The sequence below is a fragment of the Arthrobacter sp. EPSL27 genome (assembly GCF_001512305.1).
Classification (GTDB): domain Bacteria; phylum Actinomycetota; class Actinomycetes; order Actinomycetales; family Micrococcaceae; genus Arthrobacter.
The window spans coordinates 729,757-754,401 of sequence record NZ_LNUT01000004.1; the positions used below are offsets into that span (position 1 = coordinate 729,757).

Here is a 24,645-nt window from a genome sequence, read left to right on the forward strand (position 1 = left end):
ATCTTGATATCGGGGTGCATTTTGCTCATGATCCGAGCAAAACCGGCAAGAGTGTCCACGATGTCCTGAGACACACTGTCCACGATGTCTTGAGACAGAAATGTCCATTAAGTCATGAGACTCAACAGTTGCTTCCGGGCCCGGATAAGGACCACAACTGATAGGGCAACGGCGATGGGGAGGGGTCCCCATCGACACTGTTTGACCGGGCAGGATAGTTTGGGGGCACTGGATCTTCCGGAACGACCGGGGGCCTTTGGGGGACGCCGACCTGGTTCGGGTCCGTTTCACTGACGATAGAAGGAGATAACACATGGCTATTTGGGGTGCTGACATTGCTCAGCTGAAGACGCTGGGCACCAAGCTGCAGTCCGGTTCGTCCGAGATCGACAAGCAGAAGTCGCTGCTGACCAAGGTGCTCGAGGGCACCGACTGGAAGGGCCCGGACGCCGACAAGTTCCGCAGCGAGTGGAACGGCCAGCACGTGGCGGCCCTCGCGAAGGTCTCCCAGGCGCTGCAGGAGGCCGGCAAGCAGGCCAGCCGCAACGCCACCGAGCAGGAGAACGCTTCCCGCTAAGCCGCGCCAACCAGCCGGCTTTCCGCCGCAGGGCCCGGACGCACCCGCGTCCGGGCCCTGCCCGGTTAAGCCCCGGCCCGGCCCGCGCAGCGCCCCGGGAATCCTGACCGGACAATGTCGGCGATCTAAGGCAGGATAGGTCTGTGAGCACAGGGAACGCAGCAGCTGAAGCCGAGACCGCCACGCCCTCCGAGGCAGTGCGCGAGGAATACGAGGTCCTGGTCGAGGAGGTCCGCAAACACCGGTTTGCGTACTACCAGGAGGACGCGCCCATCATCTCGGACGCCGAGTTTGATGAGCTGTACCGGCGGCTGGAGACCATCGAGGCCATGCACCCGGAGCTGGTGGCCAACGATTCCCCCACCCAGGAGGTGGGCGGCGAGGTGTCCGCCGCCTTTGCCGCCGTCGAGCATCTCCAGCGGATGTACAGCCTGGAGGACGTCTTTTCCCTCGACGAGCTGGAGGCGTGGATCGCCAAGGCGGAGGCCAACATCAGCAAGCTCGGCAACGGGACCCCTGCCTGGCTTACCGAACTCAAAATCGACGGGCTCGCCGTGAACTTGCTCTACCGCGACGGGGTGCTGATCCGGGCCGCCACCCGCGGCGACGGCACCACGGGGGAGGACATCACCCACAACGTCCTTACCATCAAGGAGATCCCGCAGCAGCTCAGCGGGGAGGGTTTCCCGGCCGAGATGGAGGTCCGGGGCGAGGTGTTCATCCCGTCCAAGGCGTTCGCCGAATTCAATGAGGCGCTGATCGAGGCCGGTAAGGCGCCGCTGGCCAACCCGCGGAACGCCGCCGCCGGCTCGCTGCGGCAGAAGGACCCGGCGGAAACCGCCAAGCGGCCCCTGCGGATGTACGTGCACGGCATCGGCGCCCGTGAGGGCCTGGACACCGTCAGCCAGTCGGACACCTACCGGCGGCTCGCGGAGTGGGGTCTGCCCACCAGCCCGTACTTCGAGGTTCTGCCCGGGCTCAAGGACGTGCTGGCGTTCATCACCCGTTACGGCGACAAACGGCACAGCCTCACCCACGAGATCGACGGCATTGTGGTCAAGGTCGACGACTTCGCCACCCAGCGGGCCCTCGGCTACACCTCCCGGGTTCCGCGCTGGGCCGTCGCCTACAAGTACCCGCCCGAGGAAGTCCACACCAAACTGCTGGACATCGCCGTCAACGTGGGCCGCACCGGCCGCGTCACCCCCTACGGCGTGATGGAACCGGTCAAGGTGGCCGGGTCCACCGTGGAAATGGCCACCCTGCACAACCAGGAAGTGGTCAAGGCCAAGGGCGTCATGATCGGCGACATCGTGGTGCTCCGCAAGGCCGGGGACGTCATCCCGGAAATCGTCGGGCCTGTCCTGGCGCTCCGGGACGAGCAGGATCCGCCGGTCCGGGAGTTCGTGATGCCCACGGAGTGCCCTGCCTGCGGCACCCCGCTGGCGCCGGCGAAGGAAGGGGACGTGGACATCCGCTGCCCCAATTCCCGCTCCTGCCCGGCCCAGCTGCGCGAACGCGTGTTCCACCTGGCCGGCCGCGGCGCCTTCGACATCGAGGCCCTCGGCTGGGAGGCGGCCATCGCCCTGACCCAGCCGGCCGAACCGGACACCCCGCCGCTGACCACCGAGGCCAACCTGTTCCGCCTGACGCCCGCTGACCTCGCCGGCGTGCGGATCCGGCGGGAAAAGCGGTCCAAGGGCGTGGCCACCGGCGAGTTCGAGCTGGTGCCGTACTTCTTCAGCAAGGGCACGGCCAAGACGCCGTCCAAGCCCACCGCCACCACCGAGAAGCTGTTCCGCGAACTGGAGAAGGCCAAGACCCAGCCGCTGTGGCGTGTCCTGGTGGCACTGTCCATCCGGCACGTCGGTCCGCGGGCCTCCCGCGCCCTGGCCACGGCGTTCGGGAGCATGGCCGCCATCCGGCAGGCCTCGGAAGAGGAACTCGCCCACGTCGACGGCGTCGGGCCCGTGATCGCGGCGGCCCTCACCGAATGGTTCGCCGAGGACTGGCACCGCGAGATCGTGGACACTTGGGCGGCCGACGGCGTCCGGATGGAGGACGAGCGCGACGAGTCCGTGCCGCGCACCCTGGAAGGGCTGACGATCGTGGTGACCGGCAGCCTGGAGGGCTTCAGCCGGGACGAGGCGAAGGAAGCCATCCTGGTCCGCGGCGGCAAGGCGGCCGGCTCGGTGTCGAAGAACACCAGCTACGTAGTGGCCGGCGAGAACGCGGGCACCAAACTGGACAAGGCCGAACAGCTCGGCATCCCGGTCCTGGACGAGGACGGCTTCCGCGAGCTGCTGGCCAACGGCCCGGCGGACGCTGATTTGACGGACGGTGCCGCGGATCCGGAGGACACGGAAGAGGACCAGCAGGAAGCCGCAGCCGAATGAGCAACGGTTCCCAGGACCGCGGCGCCCAAGCGCTGCTGGAACTTGCCCGTCAGGCTGCCGCGGCGGGGGCCGCGGTCCTTGCCGGGCGGAACGCCGCCGAGCTGGACGTCAGCAACAAGGGCGACTCGGGGGACTGGGTGACAGCCTTCGACCTCGCCGCGGAATCAGCCGTCCGGGGCGTGATCACCGCGGCCAGGCCGTCCGACACCATCACCGGCGAGGAAGGCGGCACCGTCCTGCCCGCGGAGCCCAGCGGCTACCGCTGGTCTATCGACCCGCTCGACGGCACCACCAACTTCATCCGCAACATCGTCTACTACGGCACGTCCGTGGCGGTGGCGGACCCCGACGGCGTCTGGCTGGCCGGCGTCGTCAATGCCCCGGCGCTGGGCCGGGAGTACTACGCGCTGCGCGGCCACGGAGCCTGGCTCGAGGAAAAGGGGCGGCGCACGGAGCTGGCCGGACCGGTCGCCGGGCGCACCGGGCAGATCCTGGCCACCGGCTTCAGTTACGACCCCGACGTACGGGCGGAACAGGCAGGCACCATGGGCGCCCTGATGGACGGCTTCGCGGATGTCCGCCGGCTGGGCTCTGCCGCCCTGGACCTCTGCCTCGTGGCCGACGGCACCCACGACGCTTACGGTGAGCGGGGCCTGAACGAGCACGACTTCGCCGCGGGGGCCCTGATCGCCGAGGAGGCAGGCTGCTGGGTGCGCCGCCCGCGGCTGACCAGCCCGCTGGCCGGCGGTCCCTCCGACGACGAACGCCTCGCGGCGTGGACCTGTGCCGCGACCCTGGAGCTCTCCGGCAAGTTTCCGCTCTGACCCGGCCCTGCCCCGTACGGCGCTGTTCTGATAGTTCAGTCACGGAAACGGCCGTTCCGGTGCCGGACCGCCGTCGCCGCCCGTAACATTGACAGGTGCATTCCCAGATCCTCATCCGACCCGCAGTTCCGGCCGACTACGACGCCATCGCGCGCATTACGCGGGACGCCTACCTGGCGGCGGGCTACTTCGAGAGCGCCGACCACCCCTATATGCGGCAGATCCAGGACGTGGCCCGGCGCGCGGCGTCGGCCACCATCTGGGTGGCTGAACGCGGCGGCAGCGTCGTCGGCTCCGTGACCCTGGCCGTGGCCGGGGAGCCCTATGCGGACATTGCCCTCGGCGATGAGCTGGAGTTCCGGATGCTGGTGGTGGACCCGGCCGTGCAGCGCAGCGGTGCCGGCAAAGCCATGGTGGAGGCCATCCTGGACCACGCCCGGTCCCTGCCCGGGATCAACGCCGTGGCCCTGACCACGGGCCAGACCTGGGAGAGCGCCCACGGGCTTTATGCGAAGACCGGCTTCCAGCGGACGCCGGAACGCGACTGGCTGGTGCCGGACACGGACATCAAACTGCTGGTGTACCGCCAGGAGCTGTAGGTCCCCGACATTCGGGATCCCGATGCCGGCCAGACCCGGCGCAGCGGGTGCGTCACCGTGTAGGGTTTTGCCCAATCGCACACGTTGGCAAAAAGCACCCTGGAGGATCCATGGCACCGCACATCCCCGGCTCAATCGACGGGAAGCTCCTCGGCCTGTACCTGTCCGACCACCTGACCGGCGCCACCGCCGGCGTCTCCCGGATCCAGCGCATGGCCGAGGCCTTCGCCGACACCCCGGTGTCCGCTGAGCTCTCCCGGGTCAGCGCCGAGATCACGCGGGAGCGGGACGTGCTTCTTGGCCTCATCCGGGATCTCGGCGTCCGGCAGCGCCCGCACCGCCAGGCCGCGGCCTGGCTGGCCGAGCACGCCGGGCGGCTCAAGCTGAACGGCCGCGTCGTCCGCAGGTCTCCGATGACCATGGTGCTGGAAGCCGAGCTGATGCGCGCCGCGATCCTCGGCAAGCTCGGCGGCTGGCAGACCCTGGAAGAGCTGGCCCCCGATCTCGGCCTCGACCCTGCCACGTTCGTCGCCCTCGGCAACGACGCCCGGGCCCAGATCGAGGCGCTTAGCCGCGTCCACGAGCACGCCCGCCGCAACGCATTCCGCCAGAACCGGGACATCGGCAGCTGACCGGTTCCGGCTTATGGTGCGCCGGTGAGCGGCCGTCCGGGGGCACTTTGCGAGCATTGTTCGACGACGGCGCTTTAGTTCACGGCGTGTCCGCGCCAATGTGCCCCCGGAACGCCGGCGCCACGAGTGAGCCCGCGACCCCGGCGGCGGGCCAGGGACACCCGGGGCTGACACATTTCCGCCGGTTTACCGGCCGGGGCCCCGGCCACCCTAAAGTGGTGCCGACTTCACGCCACACTGCGAAAGGCACTTCCATGCGCAAGACATTCGGCACCGGTTCCGTCTGGGAACAGAAGGTCGGTTACTCACGGGCGGTCCAGGTGGACAACACCCTCTACATTTCCGCCACCGCCGCCAGCGGCGAGGACGGTGTGGTGGGTGAGGACTTCTACACCCAGACCCGCTACATCCTCGACAAACTGGGCAAGGTCCTGGCCGACGCCGGGTTCGACTACGCGGACGTGGTCCAGTCCAAGCTGTACCTGACGGACATCAGCCAGTGGGAGGAAGCCGGACGCGCCCACGGCGAAACGTTCGGCGAGATCCGCCCCACCCTGGCGCTGGTCCACGTTCTCCCGTTCCTTGACCCCAAGATGCTGGTCGAGATCGAACTGGTCGCCCAGAAGAGCGCCAGCTAACCCCAACGCGGGGTCATTTAACGCCCATCCGGGGCCTCCGGATGGACCGCACATGACCCCGCGTTGCTTTTGTCTGCGGAGTCAGACGCCGGCTGCCGGGGGCAGCCCGTAGCGGTGCTCGGGCCGCCCGGTGGTGCCGTAGCGCAGCTGGATGTCGACGGCGCCGTCGTCGGCCAGCGCCGAAAGGTAACGCTGGGCGGTGGCCCGGGAAACGCCCACCCGGGTGGCCACCTCCGCCGCGGAGTACTGCTCGCCCGGTTCCAGCGATTCCAGCACGGCGGCCTCCGTGGCGGACCGGGGCTTGGCCGAGGCGACGACGTCCCCCGGGATGAGCGCTCGCTTGGCCCGTTCCACCGTCTCTTGGGCGACGTTGCCCGGCTGGGACAGGATCCGCCGGTACCGGGCGTAGGAGCGCAGCTGCTGGGAGAGCGATTCGGCCGTGAACGGCTTGAGCAGGTACCCCAGGGCTCCGCGCCGGAACGCCAGCCGGAGCGAGGCGGTGTCCGAGGCAGCGCTGAGCATGATGGCGTCCACATCCAGCTGGTGCAGCAGATCCAGGCCCGACGCATCCGGCAGGTACACATCAAGCAGCACCAGGTCCGGCCGCAGGCTGTGGATGGCCTGGAGCGCCTGCGACGCCGATCCGGCCGGCGGCAGCGCCAGGAACCCCGCCACCGAATCCACATAGGCCGCATGCAGCTTGGCGACGTGGAAATCGTCGTCCACAATCAGCACCCTGAAGTCCTCAGGCATCGTTGTCCCTCTCGCTGGGTATAGTTCCGTTGGCCGCGGTCTCCGCGGGCCGGCCCTGGTGCGGCGCCGTTGTCCCCGGAAGCGTGGCCATAAACACCGCGCCGGGACCGCCGGGGGAGCCCGGGTCCAGCACCCGCACGTCCCCGCCGCGGCGGCGCGCCAGCTGCCGCGCCAGCGCCAGCCCCAGGCCGTGGCCGGCGCCCGCCCGGGCAGGCCGTTCCGAGGTGGTGAATCCTTCCGTGAACACCGCTTCGGCCCCGTCCGCTCCAATCCCGTCCGGTCCGGCAGCCGGAAGCCCGTCCCCGGAATCCCCGACGACGATGTGGAGCGTGCCGCCGTCGGCACCGGTGCCGGGCGCGTCGAGCACCTCCACCTCCACCCAGCGCTCCGGCGCCGAACCCGCGACGGCGGCGTTTACGGCGTTGTCGATCAGGTTGCCCAGGACCGTGGTGACCTCCTGCGGTTCGGTGACCTGGCCGCGGACCAGAGTTTCCGGGCCGAGCCGCAGCGTCACCCCGCGTTCGTCCGCTTCCACACCCTTCGCGCCGAGGAAGGCCTGCAGGTAGGGGTCCTGTAGCAGCTCGGCCTGGTCCACGGGGAACTTCAGCGGCCCTGTGGCCGCCAGGCGTGCCAAGTAGTCGCGGGCCTGCTGGTGCTGGCCGATGCTCATAAACCCGGCGATGGTGTGAAGCTGGTTGGCGAACTCGTGCCGCTGCGCCCGGAGCGCGGTGGACATGGTGCCCACGGCGTCGAGCTGGCGGGTCAGCTGCTGGAGCTCGGTCCGGTCCCGCAGCATCACCACCCAGCCCAGGTCCTCGCGGCCGTGCAGGGCCTTGCGCGCGCTGGCAACCAGCACGCGGCCGCCGGCCACCAGCTCCACCGCGTCGCCCTCGGCGGCGTCCGCCCTGGTCAGGGCGTGCAGCCGGTCCGGCACCGGCGCGCCGGCCCACGGCGTTCCGGTGAGGTCAGGCTGGTCCAGGAGCCGTTGCGCGGCGGCGTTGAAGACACTGATCCGGCCGTCCGCGGCCACGCCGATCACGCCGTCGTCGACGCCCTGGAGGACCGCCACCTGGTCGTGGACCAGGGTGCTGATCTCCTCCGGCTCCAGGCCCAGGGTGAGCCGCTGGAGCCGGCGCCGGAGCAGGAACGAGGCCAGGAGCCCCACAAGCAGGGCCCCGGCGGCGGTCAGGACAATCGGGACAACGTCCCGGGCCAGGCTTTGGCCGATGGTCTCGGTGGAGTAGCCCACGCTGACCTCACCCACCACGGTCTCCGAGCCCGGGGCGAACACCGGGACCTTAGCGCCGGCGGAGGGGCCGAGCGTTCCGGTGTTCCGGGTGGTGACCTCCTTGCCGGCCAGGGCCTCGGACGGGTCCGTGCTGACCCGCTCGCCAAGCCGTTCCGCGTCGGGGTGGGCCAGGCGCAGCCCGGTCTCGTCGGTGATGACCACAAAGAGGGCCCCGGTGCGGGTGCGGGCGCCCTCGGCGGCGGCCATCAGCGGCCCGGCCAGAAGTTCGGCGGCCGGGGGTGTGCCGGGCAGGGCGCTGATCTGCTGGACCTGCGCCCGCACGTCGGGGTCCGACGCCACGGTCCGGGCCAACGTCAGGGCCTGGTTCTCCGCCTCGCGGCCCAGCCGGTCGTAGGTGAGCCAGCCGTGGACGGCGCTTGTCAGGAGGACCACCAGCGCCACCACCCCCAGCTGCAGCAGCAGGGTCTGGGTGGAAAAGCGCAGGGGAGGGCGGCCGGTCAAACCCCTGCCGGTCACGCTGGCCACGGCGGCCCTCCTTTGGATGTGAGCAGAATGCGCAAAATGCGTCCAACAAGCAGTATGCCAATCAAATGAGGCAAAGACCCAGCCGTGACGTGCGCCACTCTAACGTCTGTAGTGCGCATCACACCGGGGTGGTGCCTTTCAATGAAGAAGGAGCCGGCCGTGCTGGTATTACTAGGATTCGCCATGATCGCGGTGTTCATGGTGCTGATCATGACGAAGAAGCTGACGCCCGTGCTGGCGCTCATCATCGTCCCCACCGTCTTTGGGCTGTTCGCCGGCGCAGGCCTCGGCATCGGCCCCATGGTGATGGACTCCATGAAGTCGATGACGTCCACCGCGGCGCTGCTGATGTTCGCCATCATCTACTTCGGCCTGATGATCGACGTCGGGCTCTTCGACCCGCTGGTGAAGTTCATCCTGCGCAAGCTCGGCAACGACCCCGCCAAGGTGGTCCTCGGCACGGCCATCCTCGCCGCGGCCGTATCCCTCGACGGCGACGGCTCCACCACCTTCATCCTCACCACCGCGGCCATGCTCCCCGTGTACCTGCGCCTCAAGATGAGCCCCGTGGTCCTGACCTGCGTGGCCGGCCTGGCCAACGGCACCATGAACATACTGCCCTGGGGCGGACCCACGGCCCGCGCCGCCACCGCGCTGAAGCTCGACGTCAACGACGTCTTCGTCCCCATGATCCCGTCCCTGATTGCCGGCCTCGTTGTGGTGTTCGTCTTCTCCTGGCTGCTCGGCCTGCAGGAGCGCAACCGCCTCCGCGCCGTCGCCCCCGAAATCTGGAGCATCCCGGATTCGGCAGAATCGCTGGTTGACGGCGACGGCGGCACGGCCGGCGGCTCCGGCAACGGCGGCGCAGCCCGCACCGCCGGCAAGCCCGGCACCGGCGGAGGCGCCGGCGTCGCGGTCCTGGAACGCACCGAAACCCTCGTTGACGACCGCGATTCCGCCATGGCAGACACCGCACTGGACCCCAACCGCGCCACCCTGCGGCCGAAGCTGTTCTGGTTCAACCTCGGCCTGACCGTGGCGGTCATGGTCACGCTGGTCGCCAATATCATCCCGCTGCCCTTCGTCTTTATGGTCGGCTCCGCCATCGCGCTGCTGGTCAACTTCCCGAAGGTCAAGGACCAGGCCGCCCAGCTGATCGCCCACGCCCCGTCGATCGTCGCCGTCGTCAGCATGGTCATGGCCGCGGCCGTCCTCACCGGCGTCCTCAACGGCACCGGCATGGTCAAGGCCATGTCCGAATGGCTGGTCGCCATCATCCCCGCCGACATGGGCCCGTTCATGGCCGTCATCACCGGCGTCCTCAGCATCCCGATGACGTTCTTCATGAGCAACGACGCGTTCTACTTCGGCGTCCTGCCGGTGCTCAGCGAAACCGCCGCCCACTACGGCATCAACGCCGCGGACATGGCCCGCGCCTCCATCACCGGCCAGCCGTTCCACCTGCAGAGCCCGCTGGTCCCCGCCATCCTGCTGCTGGTTTCCCTCGCCAAGGTTGACCTGGGCGACCACCACAAGAAGGTCCTCTGGCGCACCGCCGTCATCTCCCTGGTCATGCTCGGAGTAGGCGTCCTCACCGGAGCCATCGGCATCGGCTAACCACCCCGCGAGTACGCAGTTCGCGGCAGTGTTTGCAAAAACACTGCCGCGAACTGCTGTCTCGGCGTCTGACGGTGGGAGCACGCCAACCCACGTAGACTGGGACGGAAAATAATCCGTACCTTGCAGGGGAGATCCATGGCTGCGATCAACCGCGACGACGTCGCGCATCTCGCGCGTCTCGCGCACATCGAGATGAGTGCTGAAGAGCTGGACAGGATGGCCGGCGAACTCGCCGTCATCGTCGATTCGGTCAAATCCGTCAGTGAAGCGGCCGGTGACGACGTCCCGGCCACCTCGCACCCGATTCCGCTGACCAACGTGTTCCGCGAGGACGTGGTGGGCCACACCTTCACCGCCGAGCAGTCCCTCTCCGGCGCCCCCGACGCCTATGAAGGCCGCTTCAAGGTCCCGGCAATCCTGGATGAGGACTAAGACCATGACTGAGAACAACGAACTGATCCGTTCCTCCGCCGCCGCGCTCGCCGAGAAGCTCGCCGCCCGCGAAATCACCGCCGTCGAGGTCGTCCAGGCGCACCTGGACCGGATCGCCGCCGTCGACGGCCAGGTCCACGCCTTCCTGCACGTCAACGCCGAGGAAGCCCTCGCCGTCGCCGCCGAGGTGGACGCGATCCGCGCCGCCGGCGGCGCCGAGGCCGAGGCGCTGCACGAACTCGCCGGCGTGCCTATCGCGGTCAAGGACCTGATCGTCACGATTGGCCAGCCCACCACGGCCGGCTCCAAGATCCTCGAAGGCTGGCACAGCCCCTACGACGCCACCGTCGTCGAACGCCTCCGCGCCGCCAAGATGCCGATCCTGGGCAAGACCAACCTGGACGAGTTCGCGATGGGCTCCTCCACCGAGCACTCCGCTTACGGCCCCACCCGCAACCCCTGGGACCTGGACCGGATCCCCGGCGGCTCCGGCGGCGGGTCGGCTGCCGCTGTGGCCGCGTTCGAAGCGCCGCTGGCCCTCGGCACGGACACCGGTGGGTCCATCCGCCAGCCCGGCGCCGTCACCGGCACCGTCGGCGTGAAGCCCACCTACGGCGGCGTGTCCCGCTACGGCGCGATCGCCATGGCGTCCTCGCTGGACCAGATCGGCCCGGTGTCCCGGACCGTGCTGGACTCCGCCCTGCTGCACCAGGTGATCGGCGGGCACGACCCGCGCGACTCCACCTCGCTGCCGGACCCGCTGGAGGACCTCGTGGCCGCGGCCAGGACCGGCAACGTCGAGGGCATGAGGATCGGCATCATCAAGGAACTCCACGGCGAGGGCTATCAGGCCGGCGTCGAGAACCGCTTCAACGAGGCGCTGGAGCTGCTCAAGGGCGCCGGCGCCGAAATCGTCGAGGTTTCCTGCCCCAACTTCAAGTACGCCCTGGGCGCCTACTACCTGATCATGCCGTCGGAGGCCTCCTCCAACCTCGCCAAGTTCGACGGCGTCCGGTTCGGCCTGCGGGTCCTGCCGGAAGAAGGCCCGATGACGATTGAACGCGTCATGGGCGCCACCCGCGCCGCCGGCTTCGGCGACGAGGTCAAGCGCCGCATCATCCTGGGCACCTACGCGCTCAGCGCCGGCTACTACGACGCCTACTACGGCTCGGCCCAGAAGGTGCGCACGCTGATCCAGCGCGACTTCGACGCCGCATTCGCCAAGGCCGACGTGCTGATCTCCCCGACGGCGCCGACCACGGCGTTCAAGCTCGGTGAGAAGCTCAACGACCCGCTGGCGATGTACCTGAACGACGTCGCCACCATCCCGGCCAACATGGCCGGCGTTCCGGGGCTGTCCCTGCCCGGCGGCCTGGCCGACGAGGACGGGCTGCCGGTCGGCGTCCAGCTGCTGGCCCCGGCCCGCCAGGACGCGCGGCTGTACCGGGTGGGCGCGGTGCTCGAATCGCTGCTCGAGGCGCAGTGGGGCGGCCCGCTGCTCGCGAAGGCCCCATCCCTGACCGACGCTTCTTCAGCGGCCGGCGCCGCACTGAGCCACGGAGGTTCCCACTAATGTCTGACGCAACCCTCAGCTTCGAAGAAGCGATGGAGAAGTACGACCCCGTCCTGGGCTTCGAGGTCCACGTGGAGCTCAACACCAAGACCAAGATGTTCTCCTCGGCGCCCAACGTCTTCGGCGACGAGCCCAACACCAACGTCAACGAGGTGGACCTCGGCATGCCCGGCGTGCTGCCCGTGGTGAACAAGACCGCGATCGAGTCCTCGATCAAGATCGGCCTGGCGCTCAACTGCAAGATCGCCGAGACCTGCCGCTTCGCCCGGAAGAACTACTTCTACCCGGACACCCCGAAGAACTTCCAGACCTCCCAGTACGACGAGCCCATCGCGTACGACGGGTACCTCGACATCGAGCTCGCCGACGGCACCGTGTTCCGCGTCGAGATCGAACGGGCCCACATGGAGGAGGACGCCGGCAAGCTGACCCACATGGGCGGCGCCGCCGGCCGCATCCAGGGCGCGGACTACTCCCTGGTGGACTACAACCGCTCCGGCGTGCCGCTGGTCGAGATCGTCACCAAGCCGATCGAGGGCGCCGGCAGCCGCGCGCCCGAGCTGGCCAAGGCCTACGTGGCCGCGGTCCGCGAAATCGTGAAGAACCTCGGCGTCTCGGACGCGCGGATGGAACGCGGCAACGTCCGCTGCGACGCCAACGTCTCGCTCCGCCCGCACGGCCGCGAACGCTTCGGCATCCGCTCCGAGACGAAGAACGTCAACTCGCTGCGCGCCGTCGAGCACGCCGTCCGCTACGAGATCCAGCGGCACGCCGCCGTGCTGGACTCCGGCGAGCCGGTCATCCAGGAAACCCGCCACTGGCACGAGGACACCCGCTCCACGACGTCGGGCCGGCCTAAGTCCGACGCCGACGACTACCGCTACTTCCCGGAACCGGACCTGGTGCCGGTCGTCGCCTCCCGCGAATGGGTCGAGGAGCTGCGGGCCACCCTGCCCGAACCGCCGGCCGCGCGCCGCAAGCGCCTCCAGGCCGACTGGGGCTACTCCGACCTGGAGTTCCGCGACGTCGTCAATGCCGGCGTCATGGACGAGATCGAGGAAACCATCGCCGCCGGCGCCACCGCCACCGTGGCCCGCAAATGGTGGATGGGCGAGATCGTGGGGCGTGCCAAGAACGCCGATGTTGATCCCGGGCAGCTGGGCGTCGCACCGGCCACCATTGTGGAACTGAACAAGATGGTGGAGGACGGCAAAATCAACAACAAGATGGCCTCCGAGGTCCTGGACGGCGTGCTCGCCGGCGAGGGCACCCCGGCGGAGATCGTGGAGAAGCGCGGCCTCGCCGTGGTCTCCGACGACGGCCCGCTGCTCGAAGCCATCGACGCGGTCCTCGCCGCGCAGCCCGGCGTCGCGGACAAGATCCGCGCCGGCAAGGTCCAGGCGATCGGCGCGATCGTCGGCGGCGTCATGAAGGCCACCCGCGGGCAGGCCGACGCCGGCCGCGTCAAGGAACTGATCCTGGAGCGCCTCGGCGTCGAAGGCTGACCCTAGCCGTCCACCAAATCGGTCATGATGGTCTGCAGCGCCTCGCAGACCATCATGACCGATCTGCGTTTAAGGTTCTCCGGCCGGGCCAGGATGTCGATCCGGCGCCGGGTGCTGATGCCCTCGAGCGGCCGCAGCACAATGTCCGGATTCAGCACCGGCTGCGCGGTGTGCCGCGGCAGCAGCCCGATCACGCTGCCGGTCGCCACCAGCGCAGCCACCGTGGAGTAGTCGTTGATCCGGTGCACAATGTTCAGCTCCCGGCTGGACACCGCGGCGACGGCGGAGAGCACGTCCGCGGGGGAGTACCCGGCGCGGCTGGTCACCCAGGGTTCGCCGACGACGTCGTCCGCCGTCACCGCCCGCTGGCCGGCCAGCCGGTGGCCGGCGGGCAGCGCGACGTCCAGCGGCTCGTGCGCGAGTGGGATCACCGCAACCCGTTCCTCCGGCCAGCGCGGGCTGTGGTCCATCCGGTGCGCCAGCACCAGGTCGTACCGGGCCGTCAGGGCCGGGAAATCCTGCTGGGCGACGTCCTCGTCGGAGAGCAGGATCCGCGGCTGCCCGGGACCGGCCAGCAGCCGGGCCAGCGGCGCGAACAGGGCCTGGCCCGCGCTGTGGAAGCCGCTCAGCGTCACCGGCGCCACCGCGGAACCGTGGTAGGCGCCGATCGCCGTCCGGGCGTCCGCCATGGCGGACACGACGGCGGCCCCGGCGTCCGCGAGCACCTGGCCGGCCTCGGTCAGGACCAGGTTGCGGCCCTCCTTGCGGGTCAGCGGGACCTCGACGGACTTCTGCAGGGCGGCGAGCTGCTGTGACACGGCCGACGGCGTGACCGCCAGGGTTTCGGCGACCGCTTTGACGCTGCCGAGGGCCCCAAGTTCGCGGAGCATCTCCAGCTGGTGGATTTCCATGCAGCCCAGTCTATGCTCAAGGAAAAGCTAAATCGTCGATTGAGAAAAATCCGGTTGTGCTAATGCTTTTCAGCGGCTTCAATGGGGTGAGTTGTCCCACAGAGCACAGTTAGGAACGCCCATGAAGGCTCTCTACAAGGCCGGCGCCCACGCAGGATTCGAACTCGTTGACCGCCCGGAGCCTGAGACCGGCGCCGGCGACGTGAAGATCCGCGTCATGACGACGGGCATCTGCGGCACCGACCTGCACATCCAGTCCTGGGACGCCTGGGCGCAGGGCATCATCAACGCCCCGCTGATCGCAGGCCACGAGTTCTACGGCGAAGTGGTGGAGGTGGGCGAGGACGTCCTGGACGTCAAGGTCGGCGACCGGGTGTCCGGCGAGGGCCACATTGTCTGCGGCATCTGCCGCAACTGCCGCGCCGGCCGCCGGCAGATGTGCATCAACACCGTCAGCGTCGGCGTCCAGCGCGACGGCGCCTTCGCCGAGTACGTGGTGATCCCCGAGACCAACGTCTGGGTCCACACAGACCCGTCGGTGACGCCGGAACTCGGCGCCATCTTCGACCCCTTCGGCAACGCTGTCCACACCGCGCTCAGCTTCCCCCTCGTCGGCGAGGACGTGCTGATCACCGGCGCCGGACCCATCGGCCTGATGGCGATCGCCGTCGCCCGCCACGCCGGTGCCCGCAAGATAGCCATCACCGACGTCTCCGCCCCGCGGCTGGAACTGGCCCGCACGCTCGGCGTCGACCTCGCCATCGACGTCTCCAAAATGCGCGTCAAGGACGCCCAGCGTGAACTGGGCATGCGCGAGGGCTTCGACATCGGCATGGAAATGTCGGGACACCCCACCGCCCTGCCTGAGATGATCGACAACATGAACCACGGCGGCCGTATCGCGATGCTGGGACTGCCCAGCCAGTCCATCGACATCGACTGGGGCAAGGTGGTCACCCACATGCTCACCATGAAGGGCATCTACGGCCGCGAAATGTTCGAGACCTGGTACGCCATGAGCGCCATGCTGTCCTCCAACCCCGCCCTGCACGCCAGCATCTCCGCCGTCGTGACCGACACCCTGCCCGCCACCGACTGGGACAAGGGCTTCGAGATCGCCCGCGCCGGTGTGGGCGGCAAGGTGGTCCTCGACTGGACCTGCTTCTAACCCCGCCACCGGACCACCGACCCACCCAGCCCAGGAGCACACCGACATGTATTCAGCCATCAAGGACCAGCTGCAGAGCGAACTGGACGAGATCCGCAGCGCCGGACTCTACAAGACCGAGCGGCACATCGACTCCCCGCAGGCCAACCACATCAAGGCCGGCCAGATCGGTGAGTCCAGCGCGGACGTGCTGAACTTCTGCGCCAACAACTACCTGGGCCTGGCGGACCACCCGGAGATCATCGCCGCCGCCAAAGCCGCCATGGACGACCGGGGCTTCGGCATGGCCAGCGTCCGCTTCATCTGCGGCACCCAGGACCTGCACCTGGCCCTCGAGGAACGCGTCTCGAAGTTCCTCGGCACCGAGGACACCATCCTGTTCTCCAGCTGCTTCGATGCCAACGGCGGCGTGTTCGAATCGCTCTTCGGCCCGGAGGACGCCGTCATCTCCGACGCGCTGAACCACGCCTCGATCATCGACGGCATCCGGCTGTGCAAGGCCCAGCGCTTCCGCTACGCCAACCAGGACATGGCGGACCTCGAGTCCAAGCTGATCGAGGCCACCACGCAGGAGAACCCGGCCCGCCGCAAGATCATCGTCACTGACGGCGTGTTCTCCATGGACGGCTTCCTGGCCCCGCTGGAGGCCATCTGCGACCTCGCTGAAAAGTACGACGCCATGGTGATGGTGGACGACTCCCACGCCGTCGGCTTTATGGGGGCCTCCGGTGCCGGCACCCCGGAACATGCCGGCGTCTCGGACCGGGTGGACATCTACACCGGCACGTTCGGCAAGGCCCTGGGCGGCGCCTCCGGCGGCTACGTTTCCGGCCGCCGCGAAGTCATCGCCATGCTCCGGCAGAAAGCCCGCCCGTACCTGTTCTCCAACTCGCTCGCCCCGGCCATCGTCGCGGCCACCCTCACGGCACTGGACCTCGTGGAGAACTCCGGTGAACTGCGCGCCAAGCTCTTTGCCAACGCGGAGCTCTTCCGGTCCCGCATGACGGAGGAGGGCTTCACGCTGCTCCCCGGCGAGCACGCGATCGTCCCGGTGATGTTCGGCGACGCCGTGATGGCCGCCAAGGTGGCGGATGCCATGCTGCACCACGGCGTCTTCGTGACGGCGTTCAGCTACCCGGTGGTGCCCAAGGGTGCCGCCCGGATCCGCGTCCAGCTGTCCGCCGCGCACAGCGCCGAGGACGTGGAGGCCTGCGTGCAGGCCTTCGTGAGCAGCCGCGCGGCGGTTGCCGCCGCCCTCTAGGACTCGACGGTCCGCGGTGCGGAAAGTGCTGACGTGACCTCCGGTCGGGTGCAAGGATGGAGGCATGTCAGCTAATTACGATGTCGTGATCGTGGGCGGCGGGATTGCCGGCCTGTCCCTCGCCTCAGCCCTCGCCGGCAAATGCAGCGTGGCCCTGGTCGAGGCCGAGCAGTCGCTGGGGTACCACACCTCGGCCCGCTCGGCCCGGCAGCTCATCCCGAGCTACGGGCCGCCGGTGGTCCAGGAACTGACCATGCGCACACTGGAGCTCATCGGCATCCGGGAGGGCACGCGGCCCGAACCCGTGCTCTCGCCGCGGCGGTTTATGCTGATCGGCGACGAGGAAAGCGTCCGGCAGCAGGCGAGCGGCTTTATGCAGCCCATCAGCCATGCCGAAGCCCTGAAAATCTGCCCGGCGCTGACACCGGAGTCCTTCTCCGCCGCCGGCCTCGACTCCGGCTCCTTCGCCTGCAACGCGTCCCTGCTCCTGGAAGACCACCGGGAGTGGGCGGTGGAGGGCGGCGTGGACATCATCACCGGGGCCCGCGTCCACTCGGCGCAAAGGCTCGGCTCCGGCTGGGAACTCGGCGCCGGGCAGGAAGGCCTCCAGACCTCCGTCGTGGTCAACGCCGCCGGCGCCTGGGCGGACGAATTCGCGGTGCTCAGCGGCGTCGAGAAGCTCGGGCTCCAGCCCTACCGCCGCACCGCGGCGATTGTCGACGTCGAGCATCCGCTCCCGCACGGCTGCCCCATGGTGGCCGCCGCCGATGAAAGCTTCTACTTCCGGCCCGACGGCGCCCAGGTCCTGATCTCGCCCTCGGAGCACGTTCCGAGCGGGCCCGAGGACGCGCGGCCGCACCCCGGCGACATCGAGGCCCTGATCGCCCGGCTGAACGCCCTGACCACGATGGGGATCGGCAGTGTCCGCCGCGCCTGGACCGGGCTGCGAACCGAGGCCGCCGACGGCCTTCCGGTGGTGGGGTTCGACGCCGAGGCTCCCGGATTCTTCTGGCTCGCCGGCCAGGGCGGGTACGGTTTCCAGACCTCCTCCGGGATCGCGGAGCTGGCCGCCGGGCTGATCCTCGCCGGGCAGGGCGCGGCCGCAGGCGCCGCCGCTGACGGTCCGGCATCCCGGACAGCGGAGGCCCTCGCGGCGACGCGCTGGTCCATCCGGCGCTGAAGAATGGACGCATGAGCACCCTCATCACCAACATTGCCGAACTGATGACCCAGGACGCGGAGCACCGCGTCCTGAAAAACGCGGCGGTGGTGGTCGAGGGCGAGCGGATCTCCTGGCTGGGGCCGACGGCGGACGCTCCGGCCGCGGATGAGGCCGTCGACGCCGGTGGCCGCGCCCTGCTGCCCGGCTGGGTGGATTCCCACACCCACCTCATCTTCGCCGGGGACCGCACCGCCGAGTTCGAGGCGCGGATGGCGGGGGAGAGCTACCAGGCCGGCGGCATCGCGGTGACCACCGGCGCCACCCGGAACACCGGCGACTTCGACCTCACCCGGCTCGCCCTGGGCCGGGTGGCGGAGGCCGTCTCGCAGGGCACCACGTACCTGGAGACCAAGACCGGCTACGGCCTGGACGTCGAGAACGAGGCGCGCAGCGCCCGCATCGCCTCCACCGTGGCGGACGAGGCCACCTACCTCGGCGCCCACCTGGTCCCGGCCGGGATGGAGCCCGAGGAGTACACGGACCTGGTCTGCGGCCCCATGCTCGCCGCCGTCCGGCCGTACGTGCGCTGGGCCGACGTCTTCTGCGAACGGGGCGCCTTCACCGAAGAGCAGTCCCGCCGTGTGCTCCAAGCCTGCCGGGATGCCGGGCTGGGGCTGCGCGTGCACGGCAACCAGCTCGGCGAGGGCCCCGGCGTGCGGCTCGCCGTCGAGTTCGGGGCCGCGAGCGTGGACCACGTGAACTACCTCGCGCCCGCGGATGTCGACGCGCTGGCGGGCAGCTGGTCGGGCTGGGACGCAGAAACCGGTGAAGGGCGCGGGACAGGACACCGAGGGACAGTGGCGACGTGCCTGCCGGCCTGCGACCTGTCCACCCGGCAGCCGCTGGCCCCCGGCCGGGAACTGCTCGACGCCGGCGTGCAGGTGGCGCTGGCCTCCAACTGCAACCCCGGCACCTCGTACACCAGCTCGATGGCCTTTTGCGTCACCACCGCCGTGCTCCAGATGCGGTTGAGCGTCCATGAGGCCGTGCGCGCGGCGACGTACGGCGGTGCGCTGGCCCTTGGCCGGGAGTCCGGGAACGACGTCGACGGCGAACGCGCCGTGGGTTCGATCGCCGTCGGGCACCGCGCGGACCTGCACCTGCTCAACGCACCGTCCGCCACCCACCTGGCCTACCGGCCGGGCATTCCGCTGACCCACGCCGTCTGGCGCGCAGGGGTCCGCGCCCGCTGACTCACCCCGGGAGGTCACCATGGCCAGGCTGCTGGAAACACTCGGCACCGCCCTCGACCAGCTGCGCGCCCAGTGGCAGGGGCCGGCGGGCCTGGCCCGGCGCCGCGAGGAACGGCTGGCGGCCATGGTTGCCCATGCCAGGACCAGCTCGCCGTTCTACCGGCACCTGTACCGGCACCTGAACCGGGATCCGGGGCGGGTCCCGGACGCCGGCCAGGTTCCGGCCAGCGTCGTCTTGGCGGAGCTGCCGCCGGTCACCAAACAGCAGCTCATGGCCAACTTCGATGACTGGGTCACGGACCCCGCGGTCACCCGAGCCGGGGTGGAGGCCTTTATCGCCGATCCGTCCAGGGTGGGAACACCGTTCCTGGGCCGGTACTTCGTCTGCACCACCTCAGGCACCACCGGCCACCCGGGCATCTTTGTGCACGATCCCCGTTCCCTGGCGGTCTCGCAGGCCTTTGTCCTCCGCATTGACCTCGCATGGCTGTCGCCCGCCGGGCTGCTGGCCATGGCCCGCCGCGGACTGCGCTGGGCGGCTGTGGTGGGCACCGGCGGACACTACGCGGGGGCAGGCTGGGCGCAGTGGCAGCGGCGGCGCAGCCGGTGGAAGCGCCGCATGATCCGGGTGTTCCCGGCGCAGCAGCCGCTCGCGTCGCTCGTCGCCGCCCTGAATGAGTGCGACCCTGCCGCTGTCACCGCGTACCCGAGTGCCCTCGCACTGCTCGCCGAGGAACAGCTCGCCGGCCGCCTCCACCTGCAGCCGGTGGTGGTGGAGCTGGCCGGCGAATCCTTCCGGACCGGAAGTGCGGGCCCGCATCGCGGAGGCGTTCGGGGTAGCCGTCCACGATGCCTACGCTGCCTCCGAGTTCACGCCGCTGGCGTTCGACTGTGCCCGCGGGTGGCTGCATGTGAACAGCGACTGGGCCATTCTGGAACCGGTCGGGGCCGACTACACGCCGACGCCGCCGGGGGAGCCGTCCTACACGGTGCTGCTGACCAACTTCGCCAACCGGTTGCAGCCCATCATCCGCTACGACCTCGGCGACTCCGTGCTGGCCAAGGCCGGCCCGTGCGGGTGCGGCAGCCCCCTGCCTGCCATCAGGGTCGCGGGCCGCCGCGACGATGTGCTCCGGCTTCATGCCGCCGGCGGGACCACAGTCCGGGTCCTGCCGCTCGCCGTCGCGTCGGTCATCGACTCCACCCCCGGGCTGCACCGCGGTCAGCTGGTCCAGACGGGCCCGGCCACCCTGCGCCTCCGGCTGGAACCGGAACCCGGCGCCGACGCCGGGGAGGTGTGGCGTGCGGCGTCCGGGAAGCTGGCGGGGTACCTCGCCGGGCTGGAACTGGGGAACGTCGACGTCGTCCGGGCGGAAGAGCCGCCGGAACAGGGCGGCCTGAGCGGGAAGTTCCGCCAGGTCATCGCCCTGGCGCCTGACTGACCGGCCGTGGGTGAACGGGAGCTGCTAGAAGAACATCGGCGGGGCGTCCAGCACGGTCTCGTCGACCCTGCGGTCCACCCACTGGCTGAACGGCTTGTCCAGCTCGTACTTGCCGCGACCGGTCCGCAGCAGGGTCCGCACCTCGGCGTTGTCCGGGTTGTTCAGCGACTCAAAGTACTCCACCGACCAGTGGAACCAGCGCATGCAGAACAGCCGCATGGTGAGCCCGTGCGTGACGAACAGCGCGTTCGGGGCGTAGCCGGGCTTGGACCAGTGCCGGTACAGGGTTTCCATAAAGGAGGAGATCCGGTCGTAGACATCGGAGCCGGACTCGCCTTCCCGGAAGCGGTAGAAGAAGTGGCCGTAAGCGTTCCGGAGTTCCTTCTGGTCCTCGATCTCGCCGGCAATCTGGAAGTTGGCCCAGTCCTGCTCCCGCAGCCGCGGCTCCTCGATGACCCGCTCCACCAGCGGTCCGAGGTCCAGCGCCTCCAGGGTCTGGTAGGCGCGGAGGTAGGGGGAGACGTACACGCAGACCTGGCGGCCGTCCAGCAGCCGCCGCACCTGTTCCCCGGCCGCCCGGGCCTGTTCCACCCCAAGCGGGGTCAGGGGAATCCGGTAATCGGGCACGCGGTTGTAGATCGAGGTGTCGGCGTTGGCGGCGGACTGGCCGTGCCGGATCATGATGATTTTCCCGGGCGCACTCATAAGCCCCAGCATAGGGCCCGGCCGCGCGGCAGCCGCGGATTCAGGAAACTACCGGCAACTGCAGGCAAGATGGGAACATGCTGGTTCCCTCCCGCCGCCGCCTGCGGATTGAAATGTGGATTGTCCTGGGCCTGTCCCTGGGCCAGTCCGCCGTGTATTCGGTGGTGCAGCTGCTGGACAAGATGACGCGGGCGCCGCTCGCCGAGGGCACGTCCACGCTGAACCGCTCGCAAAGCAGCCGCGAATACTTCGACCTCACGTACCAGCTGCTGGACATTGTCTTCGCCCTGGTGCCCGTGGTCCTGGTGATCTACTTCCTGACCGAACACCGCCCGTCCGGCGCGGCCGGGGGCGGCACGGCGTTCCAGCGGCTCGGGCTGAACTTTGAACGGCCCGGCAGGGACCTGCTGCAGGGCTTCGGACTGGCGGCGCTGATCGGCATCCCGTCCCTGGGCCTCTACGCGGCAGGCCGTGCGCTCGGCATCACCACGGCAATCATCCCCAGTGCGCTGGACGCCTACTGGTGGACGGTGCCGGTGCTGGTCCTGTCCGCGATCCGGCACGGGATCGTGGAGGAAGTGATCGTGGTGGGCTACCTCCTGGACCGGCTGGGCAAACTCGGCTGGGCCATGCCCGCGGCGATCTTCGCCAGCGCCATGCTGCGGGGCAGCTACCACCTCTACCAGGGCTTTGGCCCGTTCATCGGGAACGCCATCATGGGCGTGATTTTCGCCGTCGTGTACACCCGGACCCGGCGGCTCATGCCGCTGGTGATTGCCCATGCGGTGCTGGACATCGTGGCGTTCGTCGGCTTCAGCCTCTTCGGCAAAGCCATCGGCCTCGGCTGAGCCCGTTGCGCTACAAAAGCAACGCGGGGTCACTTCGAGCCCGTCCGGAGCCTCCGGACGGGCCCGAAGTGACCCCGCGTTCCACTATCGTCTGGCGTTTGCAGGGGGCCAGGCTTAAAAGAATTCGGCCGCCATCGGTGGGTGACGACGTTGGCACCCGCTGATGGCGGCCGAAGCGTGGGGCGGTGGAGCGTCAGATGGTGACGGCTCCGGTGGCCGTCTCAAACGTGACGGAGAGGATGCCGGGCGTCCCGCGGGGAGCCAGCCAGTTCACGGCCACATCTTCCAGCGGCTTTTCCACCGGAACACCCAGCCATTCGGTGACGCGCTCGGCGGAACCGGCGATCGTGAGGGCGGACATCTTGACCTGGCTCTCGTAGGCCTTGGACGGGTGGAGCTCCGGGTCGCCCTCCCACTTGAGCATGTACGGCACCTGGGGATCGGCGATGAGCCCCAGGATACCGATCTGCTTCCAGACCAGCTCCCGGCCGTCCGGGAACTTGCGGTTGCCGTTGACGGCGGCACGGCCCAGGCGCTCCTCGAACGGGGCCAGGTCGTCCACCTCGACGCACCAGCCCATCCAGCCGCCGCCTGCCTCGGACCGGGCGCGGACGGCCTGGCCGAAGGGGGCCTTGTCGGATGCCGGGTGGTTCAGGACCTCCACGACCTCCAGGTATTTGTGTCCCGCGAGCGGGATGATCATGTTGCGGGTCCCGAAACGGGGGTGTACTCCGCCCTTCACGGCTTCAACACCGAGGGCGGACGCAATTCTTTCAGTGGTGGCCGCGAGGCCATCTTGTTCACAGGCGTAAGAGACGTGATCCATGCGCATGCCCTCATCTTGGCACTTTGTGATGCGGCTCTCAGCTTAGGGGAGCCTTACCGAGATGGGATGTCATTTCCGGACGCCTCCCGGATGGATCTATTCCGCGCCATTGCAGGGAACCCGGGTGCCTGCCCAGGCCCGAGCGCCGCCCCGCTTCATGTTCGTCACAAAGCTATTCAGGGCCCGGAACCGGTTCCTAGACTGGGTTCAGGTCATGAGTGCCAGCACACAGCCCCGGCTTGCTGGCCGGCAACCCTCGTATCGCGGTGGGGTGCCCCGGGTGAAGACCTGGCCCTCCGGCGCCCGCCGGACGGCAAGCGCGGCGCCAGCACTGACCCCGGCCTTTGGGCCCGGGCCGGTCTGGGCCCAGTCCCCAAGGAGTTTCCCGATGTCCAATGCCTGGTCCTTCGAAACCCGCCAGATTCACGCCGGCCAGGAGCCGGACAGTGCCACCGGCGCCCGGTCGCTGCCTATCTACCAGACGACGTCGTTCGTCTTCCCCAGCGCCGAAAGCGCCGCCAACCGCTTCGCCCTCGCCGAGCTGGCTCCCATCTACACACGGATCGGCAACCCCACCCAGGACGCCGTGGAACAGCGCGTGGCCAGCCTGGAAGGCGGGCTCGCCGCGCTGCTGCTGAGCTCGGGACAGGCCGCGGAGACCTTCGCGATCCTGAACATCGCCGAGGCCGGCGACCACATCGTGGCCAGCCCCAGCCTCTACGGCGGCACCTACAACCTGCTGGCCCACACGCTGAAGAAGTTCGGCATCTCCGTGACCTTCGTCGAGGACCCGGACAACCTGGCGCAGTGGCGCGAGGCCGTGCGGCCCAACACCAAGCTCTTCTACGGCGAGGTGGTCTCCAACCCCCGCCAGGACGTGCTGGACATCGGGGGCATCTCCGCCGTGGCGCACGCGGCCGGCGTTCCACTGATCGTGGACAACACCCTCTCCACGCCGTACCTCATCCGGCCCCTGGAGTGGGGCGCGGACATCGTGGTGCACTCCGCCACCAAGTACCTCGGCGGCCACGGCGCCGCCATTGCGGGCGTGATCGTGGACTCCGGCAACTTCGACTTCAGCAAGGACCCGGAGCGGTTCCCCGGATTCAACACCCCGGACCCCACCTACAACGGACTGGTCTACGCCCGGGACCTCGGCGCAGGCGGGGCCCTTGGCGCCAACCTCTCCTTCATCCTCAAGGCCCGCGTCCAGCTGCTACGCGACCTCGGCTCGGCGGTTTCCCCGTTCAACGCCTTCCTGATCGCCCAGGGCATCGAGACCCTCAGCCTGCGCATGGAGCGGCACGTCGCCAACGCCACCCGGGTGGCCGAATGGCTCGAGGCCAGGGACGACGTCGACTCTGTGGCCTATGCGGGGCTGCCCTCGAGCCCCTGGTACGAGCGCGGCCGCAAGTACGGCCCCCGGGGCACCGGCGCCGTCGTGGCCTTCAACCTCGCCGGGGGAGCGGAGGCGGGCAAACGGTTCGTCGACGCCCTGGAACTGCACTCCCACGTGGCGAACATCGGCGACGTGCGCTCGCTGGTCATCCACCCGGCGTCGACCACCCACAGCCAGCTCACGGCGGAACAGCAGGCGGTGGCCGGGGTGACCCCAGGCCTGGTGCGGCTCTCCGTCGGCCTGGAACACATCGATGACATCCTGGCCGACCTCGAGGCCGGCTTCCGGGCAGCCAAGGAGGCCTAGGCCGCGGCGGAGGGCGGCCGTCACATGGAAGTCACAATCTT

Annotated in this window: 22 protein-coding genes and 1 riboswitch; of the genes, 17 read left to right on the plus strand and 5 right to left on the minus strand. The window is 69.2% G+C overall.

Annotation, left to right across the window (positions count from 1 at the left end; genetic code table 11):
• Positions 1 to 313 precede the first annotated feature (313 nt).
• The 6 genes from AR539_RS07905 to AR539_RS07930 all read left to right on the plus strand — a co-directional run bounded on the left by AR539_RS07905 (position 314) and on the right by AR539_RS07930 (position 5,666).
• A complete protein-coding gene (locus AR539_RS07905; protein ID WP_066434496.1) occupies positions 314 to 577 on the plus strand; it encodes a hypothetical protein in 264 nt (87 codons plus the stop codon).
• 143 nt (positions 578 to 720) lie between these two features.
• Positions 721 to 2,973, plus strand: a complete 2,253-nt coding sequence (gene ligA / locus AR539_RS07910) for an NAD-dependent DNA ligase LigA (RefSeq protein ID WP_066434498.1) — start codon at positions 721 to 723, stop codon at positions 2,971 to 2,973.
• Complete coding sequence (locus AR539_RS07915) at positions 2,970 to 3,797, plus strand: inositol monophosphatase family protein (RefSeq protein ID WP_066434500.1); 828 nt, start codon at positions 2,970 to 2,972, stop codon at positions 3,795 to 3,797. The genes ligA and AR539_RS07915 overlap by 4 nt, the downstream gene beginning before the upstream one ends.
• A gap of 95 nt (positions 3,798 to 3,892) precedes the next feature.
• Positions 3,893 to 4,396, plus strand: a complete 504-nt coding sequence (locus AR539_RS07920) for a GNAT family N-acetyltransferase (RefSeq protein WP_066434504.1) — start codon at positions 3,893 to 3,895, stop codon at positions 4,394 to 4,396.
• Positions 4,397 to 4,506: 110 nt separating this feature from the next.
• The gene (locus AR539_RS07925; RefSeq protein WP_066434507.1) at positions 4,507 to 5,028 is read left to right on the plus strand and encodes a hypothetical protein; all 522 of its coding nucleotides are present in this window, start codon (positions 4,507 to 4,509) and stop codon (positions 5,026 to 5,028) included.
• A 254-nt stretch (positions 5,029 to 5,282) separates the two neighbouring features.
• Positions 5,283 to 5,666, plus strand: a complete 384-nt coding sequence (locus AR539_RS07930; protein ID WP_066434509.1) for a RidA family protein — start codon at positions 5,283 to 5,285, stop codon at positions 5,664 to 5,666.
• A gap of 81 nt (positions 5,667 to 5,747) precedes the next feature.
• Here AR539_RS07930 and AR539_RS07935 read toward each other — a convergent pair whose 3' ends face one another.
• Entirely contained in the window at positions 5,748 to 6,419 is a 672-nt protein-coding gene (locus AR539_RS07935) for a response regulator (RefSeq protein ID WP_066434511.1), read from the minus strand.
• Entirely contained in the window at positions 6,412 to 8,193 is a 1,782-nt protein-coding gene (locus AR539_RS07940) for a sensor histidine kinase (RefSeq protein WP_231728537.1), read from the minus strand. The genes AR539_RS07935 and AR539_RS07940 overlap by 8 nt, the downstream gene beginning before the upstream one ends.
• Before the next feature lie 159 nt (positions 8,194 to 8,352).
• Between AR539_RS07940 and AR539_RS07945 the strand changes: the two genes are divergently transcribed.
• From AR539_RS07945 to gatB, 4 genes are all read left to right on the plus strand, one after another.
• Complete coding sequence (locus tag AR539_RS07945; protein ID WP_066436316.1) at positions 8,353 to 9,810, plus strand: CitMHS family transporter; 1,458 nt, start codon at positions 8,353 to 8,355, stop codon at positions 9,808 to 9,810.
• 138 nt (positions 9,811 to 9,948) lie between these two features.
• Positions 9,949 to 10,245, plus strand: a complete 297-nt coding sequence (gene gatC, locus AR539_RS07950) for an Asp-tRNA(Asn)/Glu-tRNA(Gln) amidotransferase subunit GatC (RefSeq protein WP_028272567.1) — start codon at positions 9,949 to 9,951, stop codon at positions 10,243 to 10,245.
• 4 nt (positions 10,246 to 10,249) lie between these two features.
• A complete protein-coding gene (gene gatA / locus AR539_RS07955) occupies positions 10,250 to 11,818 on the plus strand; it encodes an Asp-tRNA(Asn)/Glu-tRNA(Gln) amidotransferase subunit GatA (RefSeq protein ID WP_066434514.1) in 1,569 nt (522 codons plus the stop codon).
• Positions 11,818 to 13,323 carry an Asp-tRNA(Asn)/Glu-tRNA(Gln) amidotransferase subunit GatB gene (gatB, locus tag AR539_RS07960; RefSeq protein ID WP_066434524.1) on the plus strand — a complete coding sequence of 502 codons (1,506 nt, stop codon included), beginning with the start codon at positions 11,818 to 11,820 and terminating at the stop codon, positions 13,321 to 13,323. Before gatA ends, gatB begins: the two co-directional genes overlap by 1 nt.
• A gap of 2 nt (positions 13,324 to 13,325) precedes the next feature.
• On the opposite strand, the gene AR539_RS07965 is transcribed toward gatB, so the two are convergent.
• On the minus strand, positions 13,326 to 14,234 hold the full coding sequence (locus tag AR539_RS07965; protein ID WP_066434528.1) for a LysR family transcriptional regulator: 909 nt from the start codon (positions 14,232 to 14,234) through the stop codon (positions 13,326 to 13,328).
• A 121-nt stretch (positions 14,235 to 14,355) separates the two neighbouring features.
• Here AR539_RS07965 and tdh point away from each other — a divergent pair, with 121 nt between their 5' ends.
• The 5 genes from tdh to AR539_RS19690 all read left to right on the plus strand — a co-directional run bounded on the left by tdh (position 14,356) and on the right by AR539_RS19690 (position 20,520).
• Positions 14,356 to 15,402 (plus strand): L-threonine 3-dehydrogenase, encoded by a 1,047-nt coding sequence (tdh, locus tag AR539_RS07970; protein WP_066434530.1) that lies wholly within the window; start codon positions 14,356 to 14,358, stop codon positions 15,400 to 15,402.
• Between the two features lie 46 nt (positions 15,403 to 15,448).
• Entirely contained in the window at positions 15,449 to 16,663 is a 1,215-nt protein-coding gene (locus AR539_RS07975; protein ID WP_066434533.1) for a glycine C-acetyltransferase, read from the plus strand.
• Positions 16,664 to 16,727: 64 nt separating this feature from the next.
• A complete protein-coding gene (locus tag AR539_RS07980; RefSeq protein ID WP_066434536.1) occupies positions 16,728 to 17,843 on the plus strand; it encodes an NAD(P)/FAD-dependent oxidoreductase in 1,116 nt (371 codons plus the stop codon).
• Between the two features lie 11 nt (positions 17,844 to 17,854).
• The gene (hutI, locus tag AR539_RS07985) at positions 17,855 to 19,078 is read left to right on the plus strand and encodes an imidazolonepropionase (RefSeq protein ID WP_066434542.1); all 1,224 of its coding nucleotides are present in this window, start codon (positions 17,855 to 17,857) and stop codon (positions 19,076 to 19,078) included.
• Positions 19,079 to 19,884: 806 nt separating this feature from the next.
• The gene (locus AR539_RS19690) at positions 19,885 to 20,520 is read left to right on the plus strand and encodes a hypothetical protein (RefSeq protein ID WP_066434545.1); all 636 of its coding nucleotides are present in this window, start codon (positions 19,885 to 19,887) and stop codon (positions 20,518 to 20,520) included.
• Positions 20,521 to 20,544: 24 nt separating this feature from the next.
• Here AR539_RS19690 and AR539_RS07995 read toward each other — a convergent pair whose 3' ends face one another.
• Complete coding sequence (locus tag AR539_RS07995) at positions 20,545 to 21,225, minus strand: histidine phosphatase family protein (protein ID WP_231728538.1); 681 nt, start codon at positions 21,223 to 21,225, stop codon at positions 20,545 to 20,547.
• 77 nt (positions 21,226 to 21,302) lie between these two features.
• On the opposite strand from AR539_RS07995, the gene AR539_RS08000 reads away from it, so the two are divergent.
• Positions 21,303 to 22,073 carry a CPBP family intramembrane glutamic endopeptidase gene (locus AR539_RS08000; RefSeq protein ID WP_066434547.1) on the plus strand — a complete coding sequence of 257 codons (771 nt, stop codon included), beginning with the start codon at positions 21,303 to 21,305 and terminating at the stop codon, positions 22,071 to 22,073.
• Positions 22,074 to 22,266: 193 nt separating this feature from the next.
• On the opposite strand, the gene AR539_RS08005 is transcribed toward AR539_RS08000, so the two are convergent.
• A complete protein-coding gene (locus AR539_RS08005; RefSeq protein WP_066434550.1) occupies positions 22,267 to 22,905 on the minus strand; it encodes a VOC family protein in 639 nt (212 codons plus the stop codon).
• A 204-nt stretch (positions 22,906 to 23,109) separates the two neighbouring features.
• A riboswitch (SAM riboswitch) is annotated at positions 23,110 to 23,225 on the plus strand.
• A 62-nt stretch (positions 23,226 to 23,287) separates the two neighbouring features.
• Between AR539_RS08005 and AR539_RS08010 the strand changes: the two genes are divergently transcribed.
• Entirely contained in the window at positions 23,288 to 24,604 is a 1,317-nt protein-coding gene (locus AR539_RS08010; RefSeq protein ID WP_066434557.1) for a bifunctional o-acetylhomoserine/o-acetylserine sulfhydrylase, read from the plus strand.
• The last annotated feature ends 41 nt before the right edge of the window (positions 24,605 to 24,645 follow it).

What these genes read in the sequence shown, in the direction of transcription:
- AR539_RS07980 (WP_066434536.1), top strand. Translation starts at nt 16,728, where the DNA reads ATGTCAGCTAATTACGATGTCGTGATCGTGGGCGGCGGGATTGCCGGC.
- AR539_RS07965 (WP_066434528.1), bottom strand. Translation starts at nt 14,234, where the DNA reads ATGGAAATCCACCAGCTGGAGATGCTCCGCGAACTTGGGGCCCTCGGC.
- AR539_RS07935 (WP_066434511.1), bottom strand. Translation starts at nt 6,419, where the DNA reads ATGCCTGAGGACTTCAGGGTGCTGATTGTGGACGACGATTTCCACGTC.
- AR539_RS07930 (WP_066434509.1), top strand. Translation starts at nt 5,283, where the DNA reads ATGCGCAAGACATTCGGCACCGGTTCCGTCTGGGAACAGAAGGTCGGT.
- AR539_RS07915 (WP_066434500.1), top strand. Translation starts at nt 2,970, where the DNA reads ATGAGCAACGGTTCCCAGGACCGCGGCGCCCAAGCGCTGCTGGAACTT.
- AR539_RS07905 (WP_066434496.1), top strand. Translation starts at nt 314, where the DNA reads ATGGCTATTTGGGGTGCTGACATTGCTCAGCTGAAGACGCTGGGCACC.
- AR539_RS08005 (WP_066434550.1), bottom strand. Translation starts at nt 22,905, where the DNA reads ATGCGCATGGATCACGTCTCTTACGCCTGTGAACAAGATGGCCTCGCG.
- AR539_RS08010 (WP_066434557.1), top strand. Translation starts at nt 23,288, where the DNA reads ATGTCCAATGCCTGGTCCTTCGAAACCCGCCAGATTCACGCCGGCCAG.
- gatB (WP_066434524.1), top strand. Translation starts at nt 11,818, where the DNA reads ATGTCTGACGCAACCCTCAGCTTCGAAGAAGCGATGGAGAAGTACGAC.
- AR539_RS07925 (WP_066434507.1), top strand. Translation starts at nt 4,507, where the DNA reads ATGGCACCGCACATCCCCGGCTCAATCGACGGGAAGCTCCTCGGCCTG.
- AR539_RS08000 (WP_066434547.1), top strand. Translation starts at nt 21,303, where the DNA reads ATGCTGGTTCCCTCCCGCCGCCGCCTGCGGATTGAAATGTGGATTGTC.
- AR539_RS07995 (WP_231728538.1), bottom strand. Translation starts at nt 21,225, where the DNA reads ATGAGTGCGCCCGGGAAAATCATCATGATCCGGCACGGCCAGTCCGCC.
- AR539_RS07975 (WP_066434533.1), top strand. Translation starts at nt 15,449, where the DNA reads ATGTATTCAGCCATCAAGGACCAGCTGCAGAGCGAACTGGACGAGATC.
- hutI (WP_066434542.1), top strand. Translation starts at nt 17,855, where the DNA reads ATGAGCACCCTCATCACCAACATTGCCGAACTGATGACCCAGGACGCG.
- gatA (WP_066434514.1), top strand. Translation starts at nt 10,250, where the DNA reads ATGACTGAGAACAACGAACTGATCCGTTCCTCCGCCGCCGCGCTCGCC.
- gatC (WP_028272567.1), top strand. Translation starts at nt 9,949, where the DNA reads ATGGCTGCGATCAACCGCGACGACGTCGCGCATCTCGCGCGTCTCGCG.
- tdh (WP_066434530.1), top strand. Translation starts at nt 14,356, where the DNA reads ATGAAGGCTCTCTACAAGGCCGGCGCCCACGCAGGATTCGAACTCGTT.